This window comes from Pseudoselenomonas ruminantium, from assembly GCF_900113715.1.
Lineage (GTDB): Bacteria > Bacillota > Negativicutes > Selenomonadales > Selenomonadaceae > Selenomonas_A > Selenomonas_A caprae.
In genome coordinates this window covers 1-23658 of record NZ_FOQK01000019.1, presented here as the reverse complement: position 1 = coordinate 23658, position 23658 = coordinate 1, and the positions used below count along the sequence as shown (strand labels likewise).

Annotated in this window: 20 protein-coding genes; 3 read left to right on the top strand and 17 right to left on the bottom strand. The window is 56.3% G+C overall.

The window, feature by feature from the left end:
- Nucleotides 1–7: 7 nt before the first annotated feature.
- The 4 genes from rnr to pyk all read right to left on the bottom strand — a co-directional run bounded on the left by rnr (nucleotide 8) and on the right by pyk (nucleotide 5406).
- Nucleotides 8–2722: a ribonuclease R gene (gene rnr, locus BM181_RS10325; RefSeq protein ID WP_075444667.1), complete on the bottom strand. Its 2715-nt coding sequence runs from the start codon at nucleotides 2720–2722 to the stop codon at nucleotides 8–10.
- A gap of 72 nt (nucleotides 2723–2794) precedes the next feature.
- Nucleotides 2795–3541: an alpha/beta hydrolase gene (locus BM181_RS10320; protein WP_075444665.1), complete on the bottom strand. Its 747-nt coding sequence runs from the start codon at nucleotides 3539–3541 to the stop codon at nucleotides 2795–2797.
- A gap of 73 nt (nucleotides 3542–3614) precedes the next feature.
- On the bottom strand, nucleotides 3615–3827 hold the full coding sequence (gene secG / locus BM181_RS10315) for a preprotein translocase subunit SecG (protein WP_075444719.1): 213 nt from the start codon (nucleotides 3825–3827) through the stop codon (nucleotides 3615–3617).
- 151 nt (nucleotides 3828–3978) lie between these two features.
- Entirely contained in the window at nucleotides 3979–5406 is a 1428-nt protein-coding gene (pyk, locus tag BM181_RS10310) for a pyruvate kinase (protein WP_075444663.1), read from the bottom strand.
- 377 nt (nucleotides 5407–5783) lie between these two features.
- Between pyk and fliD the strand changes: the two genes are divergently transcribed.
- A complete protein-coding gene (gene fliD / locus BM181_RS10305) occupies nucleotides 5784–6746 on the top strand; it encodes a flagellar filament capping protein FliD (RefSeq protein ID WP_075444661.1) in 963 nt (320 codons plus the stop codon).
- Nucleotides 6747–6860: 114 nt separating this feature from the next.
- The gene (locus tag BM181_RS10300; protein ID WP_075444659.1) at nucleotides 6861–7580 is read left to right on the top strand and encodes a flagellar brake protein; all 720 of its coding nucleotides are present in this window, start codon (nucleotides 6861–6863) and stop codon (nucleotides 7578–7580) included.
- Nucleotides 7581–7635: 55 nt separating this feature from the next.
- Here the strand turns inward: BM181_RS10300 and BM181_RS10295 are convergent, their stop codons facing one another.
- The gene (locus BM181_RS10295) at nucleotides 7636–9897 is read right to left on the bottom strand and encodes an anaerobic ribonucleoside triphosphate reductase (RefSeq protein WP_075444657.1); all 2262 of its coding nucleotides are present in this window, start codon (nucleotides 9895–9897) and stop codon (nucleotides 7636–7638) included.
- Between the two features lie 198 nt (nucleotides 9898–10095).
- Nucleotides 10096–10557 (bottom strand): MarR family winged helix-turn-helix transcriptional regulator, encoded by a 462-nt coding sequence (locus BM181_RS10290; RefSeq protein WP_075444655.1) that lies wholly within the window; start codon nucleotides 10555–10557, stop codon nucleotides 10096–10098.
- Between the two features lie 203 nt (nucleotides 10558–10760).
- Between BM181_RS10290 and BM181_RS10285 the strand changes: the two genes are divergently transcribed.
- A complete protein-coding gene (locus tag BM181_RS10285) occupies nucleotides 10761–12602 on the top strand; it encodes a phosphoethanolamine transferase (RefSeq protein ID WP_075444653.1) in 1842 nt (613 codons plus the stop codon).
- A gap of 26 nt (nucleotides 12603–12628) precedes the next feature.
- Here BM181_RS10285 and BM181_RS10280 read toward each other — a convergent pair whose 3' ends face one another.
- The 11 genes from BM181_RS10280 to rpsF all read right to left on the bottom strand — a co-directional run bounded on the left by BM181_RS10280 (nucleotide 12629) and on the right by rpsF (nucleotide 23311).
- The gene (locus BM181_RS10280) at nucleotides 12629–13012 is read right to left on the bottom strand and encodes a hypothetical protein (protein WP_075444651.1); all 384 of its coding nucleotides are present in this window, start codon (nucleotides 13010–13012) and stop codon (nucleotides 12629–12631) included.
- 236 nt (nucleotides 13013–13248) lie between these two features.
- Nucleotides 13249–14157: a radical SAM protein gene (locus BM181_RS10275; protein ID WP_082336265.1), complete on the bottom strand. Its 909-nt coding sequence runs from the start codon at nucleotides 14155–14157 to the stop codon at nucleotides 13249–13251.
- A gap of 24 nt (nucleotides 14158–14181) precedes the next feature.
- On the bottom strand, nucleotides 14182–15858 hold the full coding sequence (locus BM181_RS10270; RefSeq protein ID WP_256211355.1) for a DUF3329 domain-containing protein: 1677 nt from the start codon (nucleotides 15856–15858) through the stop codon (nucleotides 14182–14184).
- 12 nt (nucleotides 15859–15870) lie between these two features.
- Nucleotides 15871–16857: a glycosyltransferase family 2 protein gene (locus tag BM181_RS10265; RefSeq protein WP_075444649.1), complete on the bottom strand. Its 987-nt coding sequence runs from the start codon at nucleotides 16855–16857 to the stop codon at nucleotides 15871–15873.
- A gap of 8 nt (nucleotides 16858–16865) precedes the next feature.
- Nucleotides 16866–17717 (bottom strand): ChbG/HpnK family deacetylase, encoded by an 852-nt coding sequence (locus BM181_RS10260; protein ID WP_075444713.1) that lies wholly within the window; start codon nucleotides 17715–17717, stop codon nucleotides 16866–16868.
- A gap of 69 nt (nucleotides 17718–17786) precedes the next feature.
- A complete protein-coding gene (locus BM181_RS10255) occupies nucleotides 17787–19754 on the bottom strand; it encodes an LTA synthase family protein (RefSeq protein WP_256211354.1) in 1968 nt (655 codons plus the stop codon).
- 47 nt (nucleotides 19755–19801) lie between these two features.
- Entirely contained in the window at nucleotides 19802–20569 is a 768-nt protein-coding gene (locus BM181_RS10250) for a DeoR/GlpR family DNA-binding transcription regulator (protein ID WP_075429890.1), read from the bottom strand.
- Nucleotides 20570–20653: 84 nt separating this feature from the next.
- Nucleotides 20654–22216 carry a ClC family H(+)/Cl(-) exchange transporter gene (locus tag BM181_RS10245; RefSeq protein ID WP_075444645.1) on the bottom strand — a complete coding sequence of 521 codons (1563 nt, stop codon included), beginning with the start codon at nucleotides 22214–22216 and terminating at the stop codon, nucleotides 20654–20656.
- Between the two features lie 74 nt (nucleotides 22217–22290).
- Entirely contained in the window at nucleotides 22291–22521 is a 231-nt protein-coding gene (gene rpsR, locus BM181_RS10240; RefSeq protein ID WP_014425267.1) for a 30S ribosomal protein S18, read from the bottom strand.
- A 20-nt stretch (nucleotides 22522–22541) separates the two neighbouring features.
- Entirely contained in the window at nucleotides 22542–22979 is a 438-nt protein-coding gene (locus tag BM181_RS10235) for a single-stranded DNA-binding protein (RefSeq protein ID WP_075444643.1), read from the bottom strand.
- 41 nt (nucleotides 22980–23020) lie between these two features.
- Nucleotides 23021–23311, bottom strand: coding sequence for a 30S ribosomal protein S6 (gene rpsF, locus BM181_RS10230; protein ID WP_075429896.1), 291 nt, complete (start codon nucleotides 23309–23311; stop codon nucleotides 23021–23023).
- Nucleotides 23312–23658 lie beyond the last annotated feature (347 nt).

Sequence of the window (23658 nt, the reverse complement as noted above, 5' to 3'; positions counted from 1 at the left end):
GGAATAATCATTTACTGTTGGCCGTGCCGCCTTCCGTCTTGCGATGCGGTCGCGGACGCCGCTTCGGAGCCTTCTTCGCCTTTTCCTTCTCCTGGCGGGCCTCCTCGCGCAGCTTGCGCTCATGATACCCCGGCGGATCCGGCCAGACAGCACTGTTGAGCCCCGTCACATAGACGCGATGATAGTCGCCCTCTTTGCCGCCACGGCGCTCCTCACGGTTGCGGGAACGGTCGCTGCCGCCCTTTTCCTGGGGCTTGGCCTCCTTATCCGCACGCTTGCGGCTGCCCTTCTGCGGCTGTGCCTGCTCCTGCTTCGGCAGCTTCTCGCCCGAAGCACCGCGCTTCTTGCCACGGCCGCCGCGCGAGCGTTTCTTCTTGGGCTTCTCCTCGCCGTCCACCGCATAGAGCTGCTCGACGACGATCTCGTCAGGGCTCATGGCAGCCTTTTTCGGCTTGCGCTCTCCGCGGCCTTTTTCCTTCTTGTCCTTGCCGCCTTTCTTCTCGCCTTTGCCCGCTTTTCCGGACTTGCCCTTGCCGCCACTGCGGCCGCCACGGACGGCGTTCTTCATGGCCTCCGGATCATAGGCACCATTGTCCTTGAGCACGAAGTCGAGATTACGCTCCTCGACGCTCGCGCGCACCAGCAATACCTCGACCTCGTCGCCCAGGCGGTATTTGGCCTGCGTGCGCTCGCCGACCATCGCGAACTGCTCCTCGACATACTCGTAGTAGTCATTGACCATCGTCGAGACATGGACAAGACCCTCGACGCCATTGTCAAGCTCGACGAAGATGCCGAAAGCCGTGACGCCGCTGATGACGCCGGAGAATTCCTCACCGACGAACTGCGCCATGTACTCGATCTTCTTCATATCGGTCGTCTCGCGCTCGGCCTCGATGGCGATGCGCTCGCGCTGCGATGCATGGTCAGCCGTCTCTGGCAGCATCGTCTTGAGCTTGGCCTGCCGCTCAGCAGGCAGCGTCCCCGTCGCAAACGTCTCGCGCAGCAGGCGATGGACGATGAGGTCCGGATAGCGGCGGATCGGCGACGTGAAATGCGTGTAGTAACGGGCCGCCAAGCCAAAATGCCCAAGGCTGAGCTCGGAATAACGGGCCTGCTGCATCGAGCGCAGCGCCACGGTGCTGATGATGCGCTCCTCGGGACGGCCTTCGACCTTCTCGAGTACCTTCTGGACATCCATGGGCTGGATCTGTCCCGCCTCGTCCTGACGGACAAACAAGCCGAAGGCACCAAGCAGATTGTTGAGGCGCTCGATCTTCTCCGTCGTCGGCTGCTCATGCACGCGGTACATGAAGGGCAGATGTTTCGTATCCATATGACGGGCCACCGTCTCGTTGGCCGCCAGCATGCACTCCTCGATGATGGATTCGGCCAGCGAGCCCTCGCGCTTGATCAGCGCGATCGGATGCCCCTTCTCGTCGAGCTTGACCTTGACCTCCGGCAGGTCGAAGTCGATCGACCCGCGGCGATGGCGCTTCGCCTTGAGCACACCGCGCAGCTCCGCCAGCGTCTCCAGCATCGTGCCGATATCATGGTTGTCCGACAGGAACGGCTCCTCCTTGTCGACCAGCACCTTGTTGACGATATTGTACGTCAAACGGCGGTATACATGGATGACCGCCGGCAGGATCTCATAGCTCGTGATCTCGCCTTCTGGAGAGATCTGCATCTCGCAAGCCATCGACAGGCGGTCGACGCCCGCATTGAGGCTGCAGATGCCGTTCGAGAGTTCCTTCGGCAGCATCGGGATGACACGGTCGACCAGATAGACGCTCGTACCGCGCGCATAGGCCTCGCGGTCCAGCGGCTGGTTCTCCCGGACATACCAGCTGACATCGGCGATATAGACGCCGAGGAAGAACGAGCCATCCTCATTCTTGCGTGCAAAGACACCGTCATCAAGATCCTTGGAGTCCTCGCCATCCACCGTCACGATGGGCAGATTGCGGCGGTCAGCGCGGCCACGGTATTCCTCTGGCGACGGCTCCTGCTCCACCGCATCGGCAGCTGCCTGCACATCCTCGGGGAATGTCTCCGACAGCTCATACTGGCGCATGACCGCCAGCACATCGACACCAGGATCGCCGACCTTGCCGAGTACCTCAATGACATCGCCCTCGGCGTTGCGGCGGCCATCCGGCCACTTCGTGATCTTGACGACAACCTTGCTGCCGGTCTTCGCGCCATGAAAGAATTTCTTCGGCACGAAAATATCCTGGGTGAGCTTCGTATTATCCGGCGTCACAAAACCAAAGGTCTTGCTGCTCTCAAAGGTACCGACAATCTTCTCATTGGCCCGCTCCAGGATGCGGATGATCTCGCCCTCGCGCGAACGTCCCGGCTCCTCCGACGGCGTGACACGCGCCACGACGCGGTCACCGTGCATAGCCGAGCCGATACCCGGGCCCGGCACGAATACATCCGTCTCCTCCTCCGACTCACGCACATCAGGGATGATGAAGCCAAAGCCCTTGGCCGTCATCGAAATGCGGCCTACCACCAGATGCATGCGGCTCGGCACACCGTAGAGGTCGCTGCGGTTCCGGATGATCGCCCCCTCCTGTTCGAGCTCCTCGAGGGCCTGCGGGAATTCCACCTGCTCGTCCAGCGTCAGTCCCATTTCCTCGGCCAGATCCTCTGCCAACAGTGGCTTGTAGGCCGCTTCACGCATATACGCGACAATTCGTTCTTTCAAATCCATAAAGTTTCTTTTTCTCCCTTTTCCTGAAAGAGCACACCTGCCCTTTCCACTCGTTTCTCCTGCCAGCGCCACTTACGCGTCAGGCGCCTGCAGGAAGGCCGCAGCCTCAGCAAATACTTTCTCGCGTTCCGCTGCCACAGGCAGCAGATGGCCGGACTCCTCCAGCCAGCATATCCGGCGGATATGGCTTTGCACATGATCATAGATATACTCGGCACTGACAGGCGCCGCCGTATGGTCATCCCGGCTGTGCATGATGAGTACCGGTACCGTGACCTTGTCGATGCAGCCCTTCGTCTTCTCGATGACATCGACGAGCTCATGGACGCCGATAAGCGGCATCTTGCGGTACGTGTTGTTGACCGCCTCCGGCACTCCCTTGAGACGGCGGCGGGCCTTCGGGACGAACTGGTTATTGCAGACCTCGCGCGGCGGCAGGAACTTGATGCCGCGTTCCTCCGCGATCTGGATAGGCGCTGCCAGCGTGACCACCTTGCCGATCTTTTCCTCCGACGACAGCAGCAGCGCAAACAGCCCGCCCATCGAATGGCCTATGACATCGACGGTATCGCAGAAGCCCGACAGCAACGCATAGCCATCGCGGACAGAGTCCATCCAGTCCTCCCAGGTCATGTGGCTCATATCCTCAACCGTTGTCCCGTGCCCGGCCAGCCGGACCCCAAGCACCGAAAAACCACGCGCATGCAGGTACTGCCCCATGAGCAGCAGCTCCGCCGGCAGTCCCGTGAACCCATGAATGAGCAGCACCCCTTCCCTGCCGCCTGGCAGGAAAAACGGCTCTGCACCAGGTAAAATCATCCTCTTGCCTCCCCTCGCCGTAATACAAAACGCCCCTGCTCTGATACTGCAGAACAGGGAACGCTCTCTCGTATTAGTTGGTCATGCGGGCAATCACGATCGTAATAACCGCAAATAAAGTCGCAAAAACCACGGTAACGCGTGCCAGCAGCGCATCCATACCCCGAGCTTTGCTCGAAAATACGGTATCCGCACCGCCGCCCATACCGCCCATGCCAGAAGATTTCGCCTCCTGACCGAGCACCGACGCGATGAGGATGATTGCTACCAATGCATCTAATATCATCAAAACGGTAAGCAACATGTATGTAAGCCTCCCTTTAATTACAGTTTCCATATTATTCTACCATAGAGTAGCATTTCTCTGCAAGAAAAAGCGTCGAAAAACAAAAGAAGCCTCCCCCAGGGAAGCTTCTTCCAATAGTCCGATATTCTTATCAGATAGCGTAAACACGGATGGAGTTCGTGTTCTTGCCGACAGCAGCCGAGTTGTCAACTTTGATACCCGACGTAACAATCGTCGTGTCGCCGCGTTTTACGTACTCGTTCTTGACAGCGGCAGCCGTTGCATTGCTGAGCATCTCGTCAACATCGTTCCACTCCGTGCCGAGGATTGGATATACGCCCCAGCGCAGGTTCAGCTGACGGACAACTTTCTCGCTCGGCGTGTAAGCAACGATAGCTGCTTTCGGGCGATACTTCGAAACGACTTTCGTCGTGTAACCGCTCTCAGTCGGCGTGATGATAGCCGGCGTATCGAGCTCATAAGCCATCTGTACCGTAGCATGAGCGACTGCACGCGTACGGGACTGGAGATGCTCGAAGCCGCGCTCGATGAAGAGATCTTTGTACTCCAGAGCGGACTCGATGCGGCAGGCGATGCGGTTCATCGTAGCAACTGCCTCAACCGGGTAGTCACCGGAAGCCGTCTCGCCAGAGAGCATGATAGCATCCGTACCATCGAGGATAGCATTACCAACGTCGGAAACCTCTGCACGGGTCGGACGCGGGTTGCGCTCCATGGAATCGAGCATCTGCGTAGCAACGATGACCGGTTTGCCAGCCTTGTTGCACTTGCGGATGATTTCTTTCTGGATCAGCGGCACATCCTCAGCCGGAACCTCAACGCCGAGGTCACCACGAGCAACCATGATACCATCAGAAACTTCAAGGATAGCATCGAAGTTCTTGACGCCTTCGAGATTCTCGATTTTCGGGATGATCTCCATATGACCATTGTGCTCCTCGATGAGCTTACGGATAGCCAGGACATCAGCCGGACGCTGGATGAAGGAAGCAGCGACAAAATCCATGTCCTGCTCGCAGCCGAAGATGATGTCTTTCTCATCCTGCTCGGAAATCGGCGGCAGGCCCAGCGATACACCCGGTGCAGCAACGCGTTTGCGCGTGCTCATTTTACCGCTGTTCTGAATCGTCGTGACAATGTCTTTGCCCTTGATTTCATCAACCTTGAGTGCTACGAGACCATCGGACAGAAGCAGCGTATCACCCGGTTTTACTTCCGTATAGAGACCTTTGTGGTTGACGGAAACATGCGTCTCATCGCCCGGTACATCATCATACGTCAGCGTGAACTTGTTGCCCTTCTCGAGCATGACTTTACCGTCTTTGAACTCGCCCAGACGCATCTCCGGACCTTTCGTGTCCAGAACCAGGGAGATGACCTTGCCAGCCTTCTTAGCCGCCTCGCGTACCATGTTGATACGGTTCAGATGCTCCTCATGGTCACCATGGGAGAAATTGAAACGGGCCAGATTCATACCGTTTGCAATCAGCGCATCGATAACGCCCGGTTTCTCCGTGGATGGTCCCTGCGTGCAGATGATTTTCGTCTTCTTTAACATGTTGTAAATCCCCACCTATTCTTTTTACTCCATATTATCACAAGCAGCCTGCCTCCGGTTGCCCGGCGTCGCTGTGGCAGGTTCTGCTCACGGCCTGAACATTTGAGGGAACAATCCCTCTGACAGTTCCTATTCTACACGTTTTGCCCCTATAAGTAAAACAATTTCCGCCATATTCTGCCAAAATAAATATTTTCTGAAAACACACGCCTTGTTTGAAATTTATTGGTTTTATTCGCCCAAATAAACTATGCTTATTCGTATAATTCACGAATGAATCGTAACGCGAAAATCTCCTTAATTTTTCAATTCGATTTGACGATATACCAAGTAGGGAGGTTTTGTGCGCTCCACTACACAAGAAAGGAGGGATCATCATGTCCACCATCTCATCCATGGCCAATAACACGTATACCCTGTACAAGATGGCTGCGGGCAATACGCCCAGCACATCGTCTGGCAGCGCCAGCAGCTCGTCCAGCGCCCAAACGGAAACCAGCAGCAGTGCTGGTGGTACGAGTTCGGCATTTGCGACTGCAGCGGCCAACGTATCCTCGCTGAGCAATCTCGTGAACGCTTTTTCCTCGTCACATACGACGAAGAAGACGACCGCCGCTCAGGATTCGCTGACGGATCTCTGGTCCAGCTACACGTCTTCGGCCAGCTCATCGGGCAGTCTGGCGAGCCTCAGCTCCATCTCGGGCATCAGCACAAGTGCTTCGGAGCTCGTAAGCTCCTATGACGAAGCCAAGAAGGTCTTCACGACCCAGTTTGGCTCTGCCATGAGCGATCTCAAGGGCTCGGCCAAAGCAGTCGCCAAGATGGATTACAGCTTCAGCCAGAGCGACATCACCACGGCCGAAGACGGCACAAAGACGTATAGCGATCCGCTCAAGAGCGCCATCAAGAACGTCAAGCAGCTCGTCTCCGACTACAACGATGCGCTGAACCTGACCAGCGACTACAGCAGCGTCAGCAACCGCATGAAGTCCTTGGCCAATACGTTTGCCGACACGACATATCGTGCCGACAGCTATAAGCAGATCGGGATCAGTGTCGACAGTGCGACCGGGGAATTGTCTGTCGATGAGGACAAGCTTGCAGCCGCCCTCGTCGAGAATGGCAGCCGCGTCCAGAATGCCCTGGGCCAGAACGGCCTTGCCGGCAAGGCTGAAAGCCACGCCGACTTTGCCGCCGCGCAGCAGGACAAGGCTTTCCCGTCGATGCAGAAAATGCTCGGCAACCAGCTGACGCTGGCATCGGCCTACACGAATCCCAAGCTTCTCACGGCCAGCGTGCAATATGGCATGATTGGCAACCTTCTGAGTATGTCACTGTGACATATCCAATCCTTTCTTAAAAGCCTGCCTCAAAAGAGGCAGGCTTTTATTGACAGTATACTAGGACTTTGGTACTATGATATAAAGGTTTAAGGATTGGAGTGTAAACCGCCTATGACGACGGAAACCATGCCCGCAAGCGACGTGCTGCACGAGGAACAATTCATTCACATCACCACGAATAATGAGGACTATCGGCTTGACCTGCACGGAGTCATCACAGAGATTTCCCTGCGCTATCTGGCCATCCACATCGACTGTGCCCCAGACGTCTTTCTCGACGTGCCCGCAGCGGATATTCCCCTTGACTGTGCAGTCACGGGGAACGGCTGCGTCTATCGCTTTACCACCAGCTTCCGCAGCAGCTCCGTGCTCGAGGATATGACCTGGTGCCTGGAAAAGCCTGCGGACGTCAATCGTGTCCAGATGCGCCACTTTGTCCGCGTCCCCATTGCCCTGCCCATGCTGGTCAAGCTGCCCGGACGCTATGGCAATCTGCGCAACGCCACCATCACCACGCTGGTCGATCTGAGTGGCGGCGGTCTCTGCTTTGCGTGCAACGAGGAAGTTCCGCTGCAGTCACGCGTCGCCATCGCCATCCCGGGCGTACCGCTTTATGGCACCCTCAAGACTGACGCGCTCGTCGAGCGCTGCACTCCCATCGAGGTGCCCTCTGGCACCATCTATCATGTCGGCGTCTCACTGGAGGGACGCCTGACCCCGCGAGAACAGGACAAGCTCGTCCAAAGCGTTTTCTTTCTCCAACGCGACTATCTGCGCAAAGGACTGCGCATGCCCAATCTTGACCATACGCATCCCGCCAACGATAATTGAAAGACCTGCGAGGCCATTGCCTCGCAGGTCTTTTTTCATCAGCCAAAGCTGACGCTTATTTCATTCGTTTCACCGTGAAACGGCCCTTCTCGACCTCTTTGCGGTGACAGTGCGGGCACTCGTTCTCGATGAGTCCCGTATAGCCGCAGACCGGATCGCGGTCGACCGGATGGTTGATGGAGAAGTAGCCCATATCGGCATCATGCATGGCACGGACGACGCTCTCGAAGGCCTTGACGTTCTTCGTCGGGTCACCGTCCATCTCGATATAGGCGATATGACCGGCATTCTCAAGCGCATGGTACGGCGCCTCGATGCGGATCTTATCGATAGCTTTGATTGGATAGTAGACCGGCACATGCGAGGAGTTCGTCATGTACGCACGGTCCGTGACCCCCTCGATCACGCCATAGTTCTTGCGGTTGCTGCGCTGGAACTGGCCTGCCGTGGATTCGGCCGGTGTGCCGAAGGTCGACCAGTTCATATGCTCGTCTTCCGTATATTTATCGGTTGCCGCCCGCAGATGGCCGACAATCTTGAGACCCAGCTCCTGGGCCTCGGCGCTCTCGCCATGATGCTTGCCGATGAGCGCCTTGAGGCACTCGGCCAGACCGCAGAAACCGATGGAGAAGGATGCATGCTTGAGGACATCCTTGATGCCATCCTCATTCGTCAGCTTGTCGCTGTCCATCCAGACGCCCTGCCCCATCAGGAACGGATAGTTGTAGACGTGCTTCTGCTCGATGACATGCAGGCGGGCCAGCAGATAGTCGTGGCTGATCTTGATGTACTTGTCGAACAGCTGCCAGAATTTATCCATATCGCCCTTGGACTCAAGTGCCAGCTTCGGCAGGTTGATGGTCGTGAAGGCGAAGTTGCCGCGGCTGCCGGACTCCTCCGGGCCGTTGATATTACTCATGACACGCGTGCGGCAGCCCATCGTCGCCACGACGCTGTTATAGTCGCCCGGCTTGTAATACTGCAGGTTGTACGGCGCATCGATGTTCACGAAGTTCGGGAACAGACGCTTCGCACTCGTCTTGCAGGCCTGCAGGAACAAATCGTAGTTCGGATCGCCCGGATTATAGTTGACGCCGGCCTTGAGCTGGAAGACCGAAATCGGGAAAATCGGCGTCTCGCCATTGCCCAGTCCCGACCAGATGGCATTGAGCACCTCACGGACGGCCAGGCGGCCCTCCGGCGACGTATCCATGCCGTAGTTGATGGAGCTGAACGGTACCTGCGCACCTGCGCGGCTATGCAGTGTATTGAAGTTATGGATCAATGCCTCCATGGCCTGATGCGTCTCCTCGACGACATCGGCACAAGCCAGATGATAGATGACCTTGGCCATTTTCTCCACGCCGTCGGTGTCCTTATGGTAGACCTCCGCCAACAGCGTCCCGACCGCCTGTTCAATAGCTGCAATCGAGCGGCCGGCATCCGCATCCTCCGAGCTTTCTGTATAATGGCACGCATCGAAAGCCATGACCTTCTTGAATTCCAGCTTGAACTCCTCTTCTGTGCCGAAATCCCGACAGGCGAACTGATACAGAAGTGCCTTGTAGGCCTCATCGATCACGGCCTTGTGGAACGACTTGCGCACGCCCTCCGCCATCGCGTAGTCGAAGGCATTGATGGACTGGCCGCCAAACATATCATTCTGATTGCTCTGGATGGCAATGCAGGCCAGCGATGCATAGGCACGGATGCTGTTCGGCTCGCGCAGGAAACCATGCCCCGTCGAGAACCCGCCGTGGAACAGCTTCAGCAGATCGATCTGGCAGCAGTTGAACGTGATCAACGAGAAATCCTTGTCATGGATATGGATCCAGTTCTCCTTGTCCGCCTCGCGGAACTCATCCGTCAGCACATAGTTATCGACAAAGTGCTTGGCACCCTCCGCACCGAGCTTGAGCATGATGCCCATCGACGCATCGGTGTTGATGTTTGCATTGTCGCGCTTGAGATCGACATCCACAGCATCAGCAAAGAAAATGTCGCGGTAGGAAGACATCAGGTGCTTCTGCGCCGCGCGGCGCTCGGCATGCTTCTGCCGATAGGTGATGTACTTCTTCGCCACATCATAGAAATTGTATTTCATGAGCTCCTGCTCAACGATATCCTGGATTTCCTCCACGCTGATGTTCGTACGATCCTGGATATCCCATTCGACCTGGCTCGTCACCTCATCGATGTCCTTGTCAGTCATCATCTTGCCGCCGTCCACGTTAGCGCCGGCAATAGCATTGAAAATCTTCTCACGATTATAGGCCACGGTATGGCCCGAACGTTTCGTAACTGTCTTTAAGTCCATAGACTATCCGGATATCCCCATATCTGCGGTATCCGATTCCGCCTCCCCCTATATATTGTGGTTGTTTATTGTCGTAACGGTATATATTGTACCAAAGAACCCCTTTCCTGGCAATGGCAAAAAGTCACTGCCAGGGGCACAAACGGACACAAAAAGGGCAGGAAGCCTTTCCGCTCCTGCCCTTGCACGCCAAGAAAATTATTTTTTATTTTCTTCGCAATTGGCTTCGCCAAGAATCTCCATCAACTGGTACAACAAGTCATAAAGGACTTTGGCATCGTTGCGGTCAAAGGACGTCACCTTGCTGCGCATGGCCGCAGGCACAAAGGCTGCCTCCTGCTTGAGTGCCCGGCCCTCAGCCGTGATGCAGGCCATGACCACACGCTCATCTTCGCGCGAACGCTCACGGGTCAGATATCCCTTCCCTTCCAGTTTCTTGAGCAATGGGGTGAGCGTACCGGAATCAAGGTGCAGCTTCTGTCCGAGCTCTTTCACGCTGATCTTTTCCTCTTCCCACAGCACCATCATCGTGATGTACTGCGTATACGTAAGCCCCAACTCATCCAAATACGGCCGGTATGCCTTGACGATCTCCCGCGCACAAGCGTATAGCGGAAAGCACAACTGATTCTCCAGGCGTAACGGATCCGTTTTTTCCATAATAACTCCTCGCTTCTTTCTTTAATATAGTCAATTCTAATGACTCCCCTGGCAAAAGTCAAGGAACGCCCTTGAATATCGGCATTGTTTCCGCAATATATCCAATCCGTATGCGCGCAGAAATTGACGGAAATAGCGATTTCGTGTAGAATTGTCAGTGGTTTTTCCGTTCAATTGTATTATAGAAGGAAAGAAGATTATACATGAAACTTTCAACAATCGACCAGGACAATATCATCCGCTGGTTTGTGGCCGCAGCAGTATATTTCATCTGCCTGATTGCCTTCTACATCGACATCGGCCAAGATATGGGCGCTCAATATTTCATGCCCATCCTGCTGCCAATCCTCGCAGGGCTCATGCTTATCCCCTACGGCACGCGCGTGCCAATCTTCAGTAAAGCAGCACTGCCCAATCTTTTGACTGGCATTGGCTGGTGTGTTACTTTCCCGCTGCTCTACGCCTGGACCTATTCTTCTACTTGGTACCAGTCCAAGATCTGTTTTGATTTCATCGTCGGCACGTCAGCCTTTATCCTGCTGATGGCCTTGGAAAGCGCCCTCTTCCGGCTCGGCTGCCGGAAGGTCATCGCCGCCATCATGGCCGTCCTGAACTTTCTCGGCCTGGCGATTCCCTTCATCCAGGCGACCTACTATTGCCTCTTCTGGCACTGTCTCTCGCCAGCCTCCCTTATGGCACTCTATCTGACGAATTACCACGAAAGCGTCGACTTCATCCAGTCGAATCTCGGCCTCGTGCCGACGCTGCTCGTGTTCGCAGGCTTTGGCCTCTTCCTCTATGCCTGCTATCGCTGCCATCTGGACTTTGCACGCCGCACCCTCGCCGATGATCCGACAGCTGGGCGCATGGGCGCCCTCGCGTTGCTCACGCTGGCTACAGTGTATGCTCAATCCTGGTATCTGCCCCAGACCTCGATTGCCGATCTCTGGAACGATGTCATCTCCTATGTCAACCAGACCCAGGAATACAGCATCGGCCATGACGAGCGCCTGAACAGCCTCATGATCGACAGCAAGATGACGCTGGCCGCCAAGGCCCCAGGAACCGTCATCCTCGTCATCGGTGAGTCTGCCTCGCGCAACTATATGAAAGCCTACACGCCGGATTTCCCCTTCGAGGACACGCCTTGGCTCAGCGAGAAGCTCGCCCAGGGCGATCCGGGCTTCCTCCGCTTCGACAATGCCTACTCTTCCTGGTCCCAGACCGTACCGGTGCTGCAGCGTGCCCTGACGGAGCAGAGCCAATACAACGGCAAGGAATTCTTCGAATCAGCTTCCATCATCGACGTAGCCAAGAAATCCGGCTATGAAACCTGGTGGTTCAGCAACCAGGGCCGCTACGGCCAATATGACAGTGCCATTACCCTTGTCGCCAAGACCGCCGACCATGCGGAATGGACCGATGACTCCTACAACTTCTCCGACAAATACGACGAATCCTTGCTGCAATATCTCTCGCAGCTCGACCCGACCAAGAATAATTTCGTCGTCCTACATATCATGGGCAGCCATATCTACTACAACAACCGCTACCCGAGCGAGTTTTCCAAATTCGAGACCGCCGAGGGTGAATCCACAGTGACCTCGCTGCCATCGTATGCCAACAGCATCCTCTATACCGACTACATCCTGTCGCAGGTCTTCGATTACGCACAGAAAAACCTGAACCTGCAGGCGATGGTCTACTTCTCCGACCACGGCGAGAACCTCGAAATCTCCCATAATCCGGACGTGTTCAGCTTTGATATGGTACGCATCCCCATGTGGATGTACCTGTCGCCAGCCTACCAGCAGGCACTGCCAGGGCACACACAGGCACTCCGCAGCCATCAGAGCCGCTATTTCACCAACGATATGCTCTACGATACCATCTGCGGCCTGCTCAACGCGCCATCGAGCCGCTACAATCCTGAGCAGGATTTTGCCAGCTCCACTTACGGCTTCCGCCGCGAGACACTCACGACCATGCTCGGCCAGCATCCCTTGACCGAAGATCCCAACGGCCTGCCGGAAGAGCAGCCATAAAAAAGATGACCTTGCATCCTGCAAGGTCATCTTTTTTCGTTCTCTGACGTTTCTTTTTCCACGGCATCAACACGCTGGCTGCCTGGACCGAACCACATCCAGAACAGGATGGGAAAGATCACGAATTCCAGCACGAGAATCCCCAGGAACAGACCGTTGATGAAATCCCAGCGCAGGAAAACCGGTTCCTGCGACGCTGCCGGATCATCTCGCAGCTCGGCAGGCGGTGCCCCGCGCGGTGTTTCCGGCACAAAGCCCCCTACGACGCGCGGCCCGTCAGCGTCAGTAGCTGCATAGCCCCGCGAGGAAGGAATGACATTGCCCCCACAGGGAACCTGTGATACGAAAATCGCAAGCGTCGTTGCGATAACGAGCAACGCCATCGAAATAAACAGCAGCCCTTCCGGCATTCCCCTTTGCCGTTTTCCTTCTGCTTTATTTATACGAATGCCCCCCATAGTAAACCATCACATTCTAATCCATTTCTAAGCTCCTATATATTCATTCTACATCTAACCCCGATTTCCTGCAAATCTATAACCAATCCTCCTTGCGATCAGCCTGCGGCCTGCATAACAAACCGGCAGGCTAATCAGAATACCTCCTGTCAACCTGCCGGTCCTGTCTGTCCTGTCTATATATTCCTTTACCGTCCGCTTTCTTTGACCCCGCGGCCATCAAAAGCCGGCACGAATTCCTCTGAAGCAGTCTGCCCTTCCTGCACGTAACAACGGGTAATCCCCAACGCCAGTGCATGATCGACCACCGATTCGTATTCAAAGGTAGTGAGCCGCCGATTCATCCCCTTGTGCTCAGCCGCCCGATACATCGGCGTATACTGGTTCATCAGGCTCAGCTGCACCGTATCGCCAAACTCCTGCCAGAGCCAGTCGAGAGCCTTCATGCTCTCGTGACGATGTCCTGGCAAGACAAGATGACGGATCAATACGCCGCGCGTCATCCGGCCATCAGCGCTGAACTGTACTGGGCCAGCGATCTCCACCATCTTGCGGATAGCCGCCGCCGCGTGCTCAAAGTAATCCGGAGCCTGCGAATATTCGGCAGCGGCTTCGCGCCCGACATACTTGAGGTCCGGCAGGAAGATATCGACATAGCCTTGCAGGCTCGCAATGGTCTCCACCGTATCATATGCGCCCGAATTGTAGACGACAGGCAGCGAGAAGCCCTGCCCCCGCGCCATTTCAAGCGCATGGATGATCTGCGGCACATAGTGCGTCGGCGTCACAAGATCGAGGGTCGCTGCCCCACGCTGCTGCTGTTCGAGGAATATCTCCGCGAGACGCTCGTCGGTTACTTCCTCCCCCTTGCCCTCATGACTGATCTCATGATTCTGGCAGAAGCAGCAGCGCAGATTGCAGTAGGAAAAGAATACTGTCCCCGCGCCATTGGCACCGGTAAGGCAAGGCTCCTCCCACGGATGCAGCGAGACCAGTGCGATGCGCGCCCTGGCCCCGGCCCCGCAGAAACCCACGCGTTCCCGCCGGTTCACGCCGCAGCGCCGCGGGCATAGCTCACATTTTTCCAGCGAAATCATCTGCATCTATCCTCTGGCCGGCCATCAGCGCCGGCTATCTTTCTCCATGTTTACCTTGATGTCCTTGATACCATAATACTTGCACAGACCGTCTTTGGTCACGCCGTTGTCAAAATCGGCAAAGAATACATGACGCAAGGCGCGATTCTTCAGCGGGATCGGGTCCATATAAGCGATGGGCTCACCCTTGGCAGCCGCCGCTTGGACGATGGCCAGCCGCACATCGTTTTCCTGCCGCAGCGTGTACGTGACAAGCATAGCTGCCGACAGCGTAAACAAGGCCAGCCCTACAGCGCCAGCTCCAAGCACAACGCGTGCATGACCGGAAAAATACTCACGGATCACGGGATCGCGCAGGATGGCAATCGTCGCCGTGATGATCATCGCCACCGAGCTGAAGGTCGCACGCGCTGGGAAAGTCGGCGCCGCCAGCATGACCAGGTTATTGAGCAGTGCCAAGGCCAGCAGCCCCCCCGCATAACGGACAGCTGGGAACGCCTGCCAAACCTCGTGCGCCTTGACCATTTCCGCCAGCTGGCGGATGACAGGCGCCGACAGCCCCAGCCGTTTCTTGACCAGCGCGTAGACAAAGAAAATCGTCAGCCAGTAGATGGCCATCTCATCAAAGCCCTTGAACAGATTATCAAAGTGGTCGATGGTCTTCGGCTTGGTAAGACCCAGCGGCACCATCACGATGGCATAGAGGATATCACGCACGGTCCAGGCCACGAAGCTGCCATTGAAATACGACACGACCAAAAGCAGGATGAAGCCCAGCAGTGCCCACTGACGATAGCTGAGCTCTGCCCCGCCGCGTGCGATCTGGACGCCCTGACGCTCGGCCAGCACCATCTTGAAGACACGCCAAGCGCAAAGCAGGAGCAGGATGAGCGGCAGGATGTAGAGCACCATTTCCGCATTACCCGCAATCTGGTTGCCGATATGGTCAAGGATCCCCTTGCCGCTGCCCTGGTCATCATAGCGGACGAAGTTGCCTGGCGCCGCCACAAGGCCGATAAGCCCGAGCAGCGAACCGATACAGCCGGCAGGCATCCAGCCCGCCATAGCGCCCTGGCGGCGCAGATACCAGCTGATGCCAGCGGTCAAGGCAACTACAGTGACAGCCAGATTCTCCACCGACCAGCCAGCGATAAGGCCCAGCAGGAACATCGGCAGCAGCCACCAGCTGCCAAGCACCGGACGGCCCTTGGCCAGTGACAGATTATACGGCAGCAAGAAGAGTGCCACCGGCACAGCCGACCAGAGATAGACCGTCGAACCGCTCTTCCAGACAGCTACCTCGCCGAAATGCGGAAAGGCCAGCCAGGCCAGCAGCCCCGTGGCCGCCAAGAGCACCGGCTCCTGCCGCCACTCGACGGAGCGGCGGGCATGGAAGTACATGAGCACCACCAGCGCAACAAACATCAGCGCATTGACAATGTCAAACCACAGCTTGCCCAGCCAGAGGAAGAGATCAAGGCAGAATACCGTAACCATGCGCCCGCCATGCAAAAAGTAGTGGCGGTATGCCGAATGCACGACATCCTGGAAAGAACTGACGTGCTCCGCAGTCATCCAGATCAGCGAATAATCATAATCGTCACGATGGATCGGCATCCATTGATTCAGGATGAACATCACCAAGAAAATCCCCAGCAGAACCAGCAGGTTCCGCCCTAATTCATTATTACTCTGCGACAAAATGCCACGCCCCTATCTCTTATTCTCTTGCACCTGCGGCAGCCGGCCAGCAGGGCTGCCATAAATCATCTTCTGGCCATCGTATTCATCGACCAGGTAGATTGGCCGCTGCTTGCTCTCCGTGAACACGCGGCCAAGATACTCACCGATGATGCCCAGCGATAACAGCTGCACGCCGCCCAAAAAAAGCATGACCGTGATCAAGGTCGGATAGCCCGCCACGGGATCGCCATAACAAAGGGCGTTGAACAACACCCAGCACATATAGAACATCGCCAGCAGCGATACGCCCAGCCCCAGCAAGGTAGTCAGACGCAGCGGTGCCGTCGTGAAAGAAGTCAGTCCCTCAACGGCCAGATTGCAGAGCGCCAGATAGCTCCAGGTCGTTGCGCCGGCCGCCCGCGGCCGCACATGGAACGGAATCTCCTTCTTGCGATAGCCGACCCAGGTGAACATCCCCTTGGTAAAGCGCTGATTCTCACGCATGAGACGCAGCGCCGCCACGCAGCGTTTATCGAGCAGGCGGAAATCGCCGACATCGCGCTGTACCCGGAATTTCGATACGGCCTGCAGGCAACGGTAGAACAGATTGGCCATATGACGTTTGAACCAGGTTTCATCAGCACGATCCGTACGCTTGGCACAGACATCATCATAGCCTTGGCGCCACCAGTCGATCATCACCGGAATAAGCTCCGGCGGATGCTGCAGATCCGCGTCCATGATGATGACCGCATCGCCATCTGCATAGTCGAGGCCAGCCAGCATGGCTGCTTCCTTGCCAAAATTCCGCGACAGGCTGATGTAGCTCGCGTTCTCCTCGCGGGCAGCCAGCTGCTGCAGCTGGGAAAGCGTCGCATCCGTGCTGCCATCGTTGACAAACAGATACGTGAAACTGCAATCTGCCACGTCCTGCAAGACACGTGTTACCTCATTATGAAACTTCTCTATGACCTCCTGCTCGTTGTAGCAGGGGACAATTATCGTTATCTTATCCATCTTGCTCCTTATTCCGCCGCATAGAGCGCACGGAAATCTGTGATCTCGACCGCACCAGCCGCTGCCAGTTCCCGCACGGCTGGCGAAACGATGGCTGCAAGCTCAGCCTCAAAGTCATGGTCCCAGCCGCATGCAGGGATGAGCACGGCGTTATCCGTACCCGGATGCATCATGACCTCAGTAGTGCCTGGCTGCAGCTGCCGGATGATTTCCATGAGATACGTCTCCGACACAGCCTCGCCTGCCACGATGCCGGCAAAATGCTCCGGCGTCGCCAGCCCGCGCCGTCTGGCCTTGCCCGCCGCCAGCTGCGCCAGTGTCCCGAGCCCCAGCCGGCCGATCAGCTGGCCCACGCCTCCGAACGCCCCGCAGAACAACGGCGTGCGCGGCGTGCGCACAGCCTTGATGCCCGCAGCCTGGGCCAGCTCCAGCACGATATCGATGATGCCCGGCAGCGTATGCATATGCTGATGGCTATCCGCATGCGTGAGCGACAGCCCCGCCTGCTCAAGCTTCTGCAACTGGGCCGCCAGCTCGGCGCGCACCTCTTCAAGATTCACCTTGCCCATGATATACCGCTTGACGAACGCCGTGTGGTCATCATAGAACACGCCCTGTTCCGTCACCAGCGACGGGATCTCTGCTGGCGGCAGGACAGGATAGCCATTGACCAGTGTGAAGTGTATGCCCACGCCGAGCTCGGTATGGCGCTTGGCTACGGCCACAGCCGAATCAAAGGCCTTGCCGCCTGGCATCAACGTTGCCGACCGCAGGCAGCCCGCGGTCACGCCGCGTTCGACGGCCGCATTGATAAGTTCATGCCGCCCGAAATCGTCGGCATTGACAATTAATCGTTTCACCATTCTCCATCCATTCTCGCTATTATTCTGTTACCTAATACATTATAACAGATTTTCCGCTAAAGCCAATCAGCGGTCTTTGAGCAATGCCGCATCGAGCAGCGGCCCGTACTTGGGCCTCCACCAGGACAGGCTGCGCACCGCGTTGATATAGTCCTGCATGGCCTGGTCATCAATGGCCGGCGGAGCACCGCCGCCGACTGCCTCCGGCACCAATGGCACCGTATCGGCCTTGCCAATGGCCTGCCGCGTGATCCAGAAACCATAGTTGACGCCGCGTTTGTTCACCGTCGTCAAGCTTGAGCCAATGGCCATATAAGCAAACCCTTTAGGTGCAATGAGTTCGATGATTGTCGGCACGATATCGATCTGGCTTCCCGCCGAGTCAGCCAATAGCGTTCCCTTATGGATGCCGCGCCCGCTGATGATGAAGGGGATGCCATAACGCTCATAAGTCGACGGCATCTTATCGATGTTATAGCGGTCTGCATGATCGCCAACAATGACAAACAAGCTGTCCGGATATCTGTCTTTGACCTCCCGGACGAATTTCGCCAATTCGCGGTCTGCATACCAATAATGGCCAAGCTCACGCAAAAGCTCCTCATCGGCTTGTGCCTCTGGCGGCAGCGCCGCCCGCACGGCCTCCTTGTCAAAGCCCTTAGCCTCAACATCGACATCATAGGGCGAATGATTCGAGGCGTTGAGGATGACATGGAAGCCCGGCGTATCCGAAAGCCCCGCCAGGATCTGCGCATAAAGGCACTCATCTTCGCAGCCCCAGACACTTCCCGGCACATCGCCGAAATCGCCGCGGCTGTAGAAACGATCGAAGCCCTGTGCCTGCGTGAACGCACCGATACGCTCCCAGGTCGCCGGCCCCGCATACCAGAAATCCGTCGTATAGCCGAGCTTCTCCATCTGCGGCGCACTGGCCGTGACATATGGCTCGCGGAACGATTCGGGCATCGTCGTCAGATAGAGGTTGGCATCGGCAAAGCCCGTGACCACCCCGGTAACAGCCGAAACCGTACTCGCACCATTGGGCAGGAATGTCGGGCAATAATCCGTATCCGGCTCAGCCAGCAGGGCACGCATCCCTGCCGCAATCGGGATATCCTTGTACTTATCGAGCAGCGGCCAATTGGCAAAGCTCTCAGACAGGATGACAAAAACATGACGCGGCTTATCGATACGTGCGCCCTGTGCCTGCTTCTGCAGATAGACATCGAGATTATCACTGTCGGGTTGGCGCCCCGCCAGCACTGCCGCCAGGCTGCGGATATCCTCCACCGTAAAATCCAGGCCATTGCAGGCCAGCATACGGCTGTTGAGCACCCAGGCACGATAAATGGCCTGCGGATTATCCAAGATGGCCTCATTGAGGAACTCATCCTTCGTGACACCAGCATTTTCCCAGTCGACGGCTGTCTGCCAGCCAAGGCTGCCGCCAAAGATGCCCAACAGTACGGCCAGATATATGCCCCCGAGGAAGGCCAGACGCCCCAGCCAGCGTACAGGCGTGGCCAGACAGACAGTCCGCAGCCGCGTCTCCACAGGCGTCCAGCGCAGCCAGGCCAAGAGCAGCCGCCACAGGCCATACGCCAGCAGCAAAGCACCGGCCAGCCGCACAGGCAGCCAGTACTGCTGGATCATCGTGATGAACAACGCATAGATATCGTCATTGGCCCCCGTGAAGAGCATCTGGTTGAAGTTCATGCGGAACTGCCGGTAGAACGGGAAGCTGGCGGCATAGAGCACCGCCAGCACCGCCAGCACGATGAAGTTCATGACACGCCAGCTCCATCGCTCGGCGCGCGGCCACAGATAATGCAGGCACAGCGACGGCAGGAAGCTCAGCAGCGCCAGGCAGCCAGCCGTCTGCATCGACAGCCTGCTGCCACGCCAGAGAGCCAGCAGGATATCACTTGTGCCACTGGCTGGCCCCAGATAGTCATGCAGATACACAATGAAAAAGAGCCGGAAAAGGGAAAGGACTGCCAGGTAAAACGCATATACCTTCAGTCCTTTCAGCATTACCGTATGAAAATTTTCCCAGCTCAGTCTAGCAGGAAAGGTGATTTTCATGGCAGGATGATCTCAACTCCATAAGAATCAGCCGCATCCTGGATGTCACGAGCCGGCAGCGTATCCGTGATCAGGCCGGAAAGCGTATCAAGCGTCGTGTAGTTGTAGTTGCCATCCGTGCTGAGCTTGCGGGCCTCAGCAACAACATAAGCCTTCTTGCTATGACGGATGATGGCTGCTTTGTTGATACCATCGTCAATGTCATAGGTCGAAACGCTGTTTTCCTTGACATCAACGCCTACTGCACCAACGAATGCAATGTCCGGTTTGAGGCGCGAGATGAAATCCAGCGTCATGCCGCCCCAGAAACCATCGCGGCTCTTGTTGATCTTGCCGCCAGCGAAGACCACGCGGATCTTCGGGTTGCGTGCAAGGACGACGAGGATATCGATCATATTCGTGACAACCGTGATATCCTGATCCATCTTGACCAGCAGCTCGGCAATAGCCAGATTGCTCGTCGAGATATCCAGGAATACCATGTCCTTCTCATGGATGAGCTTCACAGCTGCCTGCGCGATACGCTGCTTGGCCTCCACATCGGTATTGCGATGTTTGCTGACCTCGACCATATGGCTGTTCTCACGGATGCGTACAGCACCACCATAGGTACGTTTGAGCTTGCCTTTCTTTTCGAGGGCGCCAAGATCCTTACGAATGCAGTCTTCCGTTACCTTGAACTTCTCACTGAGCTCGCGGACACGAACCTTGCCATCCCGTGCAAGCATGTTGAGAATAATTTCCTGACGTTCTTCCAAAAACATCTTTTCATTCACTCCTATAAAAGAAAACCTAGGTTATTGTTTGCTCTTGTTGTACGACTATTGTACTAAATCTGCGAGAAATTATCAAGAGGACTTTTCCAAGGCCAGCGATTCCAATGCGGCCCTGTGCACATCGTCGCTCAAGACATAGAGATAATCGCCTTCCCGCAGCTGCAGGCTGCCATTGGGGGCGAGCTCCTCACCGCCACGGCGCACATTGACCAGCAGGCTGCCAGCCGGCCAGCAGATCTCACGGACCAGCGCGCCATCCAGCTGGCTGCCCATGCCGACGATAAGCTCGCTCATGATGCGATGACGGCGCACCGCTGTCTCGATCCGTGTCCGCAGCGCCAGGCTGCGATTGAGCAGCATATCGTAGACCGGCTCACTGTTCGTGAGATCTGCCACCAGATAAGCCGTCATCGAAACAAGTATCAATGCGAGCATATGATCAAAGGACCCCGTCATCTCCATGATAAGCACCGCACCAGTGACTGGCGACTTGACGACCGCGGCAAAATAAGCAGCCATGCCGAAAATGATGCAATTGACTGTCCAGACCGGCTCCATGACCCCAGCCGCTACAGCCAGCTTCGCAAAGATCGCACCACCGACACTGCCGAGCACGAGCATCGGCAGGAAGATGCCGCCAGGCACACCGGAGCCAAAGCAGACCATCGTGAAAAAGAATTTCCCCAGCAGCAGTATCACCAGGAACAGCAGCGAGTAATCGGTCACGACGAGCGCATCGACCAGCCGGCTGCCGCCGCCGAGCACCTGGGGCAAAGCAAAGCCCAGCACGCAGGCCAGCAGGAGCGGCACCATCGGCTTGGCCCAATGCGGAAGCCTTGCCTTGTCGTAGCCATCCAGCGAGCGCGTCAGCATCCGGTTGAACGCCAACCCCAGCAGACCGACGAAGGCCCCGAGTGCAATCAGCAAGGCATAGATGCTGCCCGTCGCCACGACGGGAATCTCACCCATGTGGAAGACCGGCTCCATGCCGAAGAAATACTGCGTAACCGTTGTCGCCGTCACAGCTGCCGCAATCGATCCCATGAGCACAAAGGGCGAAAAATTCTTCGTAAGTTCCTCCAGGCAGAAAATCACCCCAGCCAGCGGCGCATTGAACGCCGCGGCCAGACCAGCCCCCGCACCAGCCGTAAGCAAGTAATGGTTTTCCGCAAACGAACGCTTCGTCACCCGGCCCACGCCCTGTCCGATGCAGGCCCCGAGCTGCACGCTGGGTCCCTCGCGCCCCAGCGACAGGCCAGCGCCAATGCCCAGCACCGCCCCCGTAAACTTGAGCACCAATACGCGTGCCCAGTCCATATCCATACGGCCCAGCAGCATCCCCTTGAGCTGAGGGATACCTGACCCTGACGTCATGCCATCCTTCTGCACGATGCGGTAAAGCAGCCAGCCCACCACCAGCAATGCGAAGATCCAGACCGGCAGCCAGGCAGGATCATTCCGCAGCCAGCCATAGATAAGCGGCGTGTAGTCTTCCGACAGCTCCAGCAAATAACGGAACAGCGCAATCGTCAGACCTGTGAAGATGCCGATGATATTTCCTTCCAAAAACAAACGAAGCTTGAAATGACGCGGCTCTGTGAAGATGCGCATCGCCGTCTCAATCTTGTTGGTCATAGAGCCACCTCCCTGCGGCTGAAGCAAAATAGAAAAAAGGTGCTGTACCGAAGTACAACACCCTGAAATGTCTCTTACTCTGCAGTGAACGGCAGCAGCGCGATGTTGCGTGCGCGTTTGATTGCAACGGTAACCTGACGCTGATGTTTAGCGCAGTTGCCAGAGATACGACGCGGTAAAATCTTGCCACGCTCCGTAATGAAGCGACGCAGTTTAGCAACGTCTTTATAGTCGATATGCTCGACCTTGTCTACGCAGAACGAGCAGACCTTTCTACGAGGTCTTCTGCCTCTGTCACGTCTCATCAAAGTAATTCCCTCCTGTCTTAAAATGGAATTTCTTCTTCAGGGATGGACGGGCCAAAGGAACCTGCATCAGCCGGCTGCTGCGGAGCTGCCGGAGCAGGGGCGCCGAAGCCGCCTGCCTGCGGAGCCGAGCTTCTAGAATCCAGGAACTCAACTTCGTCAGCTATGATTTCCGTCACATAACGCTTCGAGCCATCCTGTGCATCATAGCTTCTGACCTGAATGCGGCCTTCCACCGAAATACGGCGGCCTTTGACCAGATTATTGCCACAAACCTCAGCAAGCTTGCGCCAGCACACGATAGGAATGAAATCCGCTGTCGGCTGACCGTTGTTCTCCTCCCTGCGGGCAAAACGGCGGTCAACAGCCAGGGTGAATGTGCAGACAGCCACACCAGACTGCGTATAACGAACCTCAGGATCGCGCGTCAGACGTCCAATCAAAATTGCCTTATTCATGGTAAATCCTCCCTGTCACCTTGCGGTGCACTTTATACGTCTTATGCCTCTTCGTCGGATCTAACGATCATGTGCTTCAGGATGTCGTCCGTAATCTTCATTACGCGCTCGCACTCAGCAACGCATGCCGGCTCAGCCGTAACGTAGAGCAGTTCATAGAAACCCTCAGCGCAGTCTTTGATCTCATAAGCAAGACGCTTCTTGCCCCAACGATCTTCTTTATCGATCGTACCACCATTCTCAGTGATGATCTTGGTGAACTTGTCGATGACAGCGTTCGTAGCTTCCTCTTCCATCGGCTTAACGATAAATATGACTTCGTACTTTCTCACGAAATCACCTCCCTCTTTGGTCTTTGGCTCCTGCTCGAACAGGAGCAGAGGTTGAAACGAATCATTTCAACTCAAAACTATATTTGTCTCACGACTAGAAAATTATACCATGCAAGAATGCGGAAAGCAAGGAAAAGTTCGCAGATTCCCATGACAAATTGCAGTTTGTCTGTTCGTGCGTGGTTAAAATAAACTCGTTACAGCTCAGCTTGGGTGGGGGCGGGTGCACTTTTTCTCCGCTCCCGCCCTCTGCTACGTTTGGATAAGCCTGCTTTGTTCCGGCATTAGGCTACGAATTACAGCGATGTGCTTGTTACGAGAGAAACGGTTCGTACAAACCTGCTCAT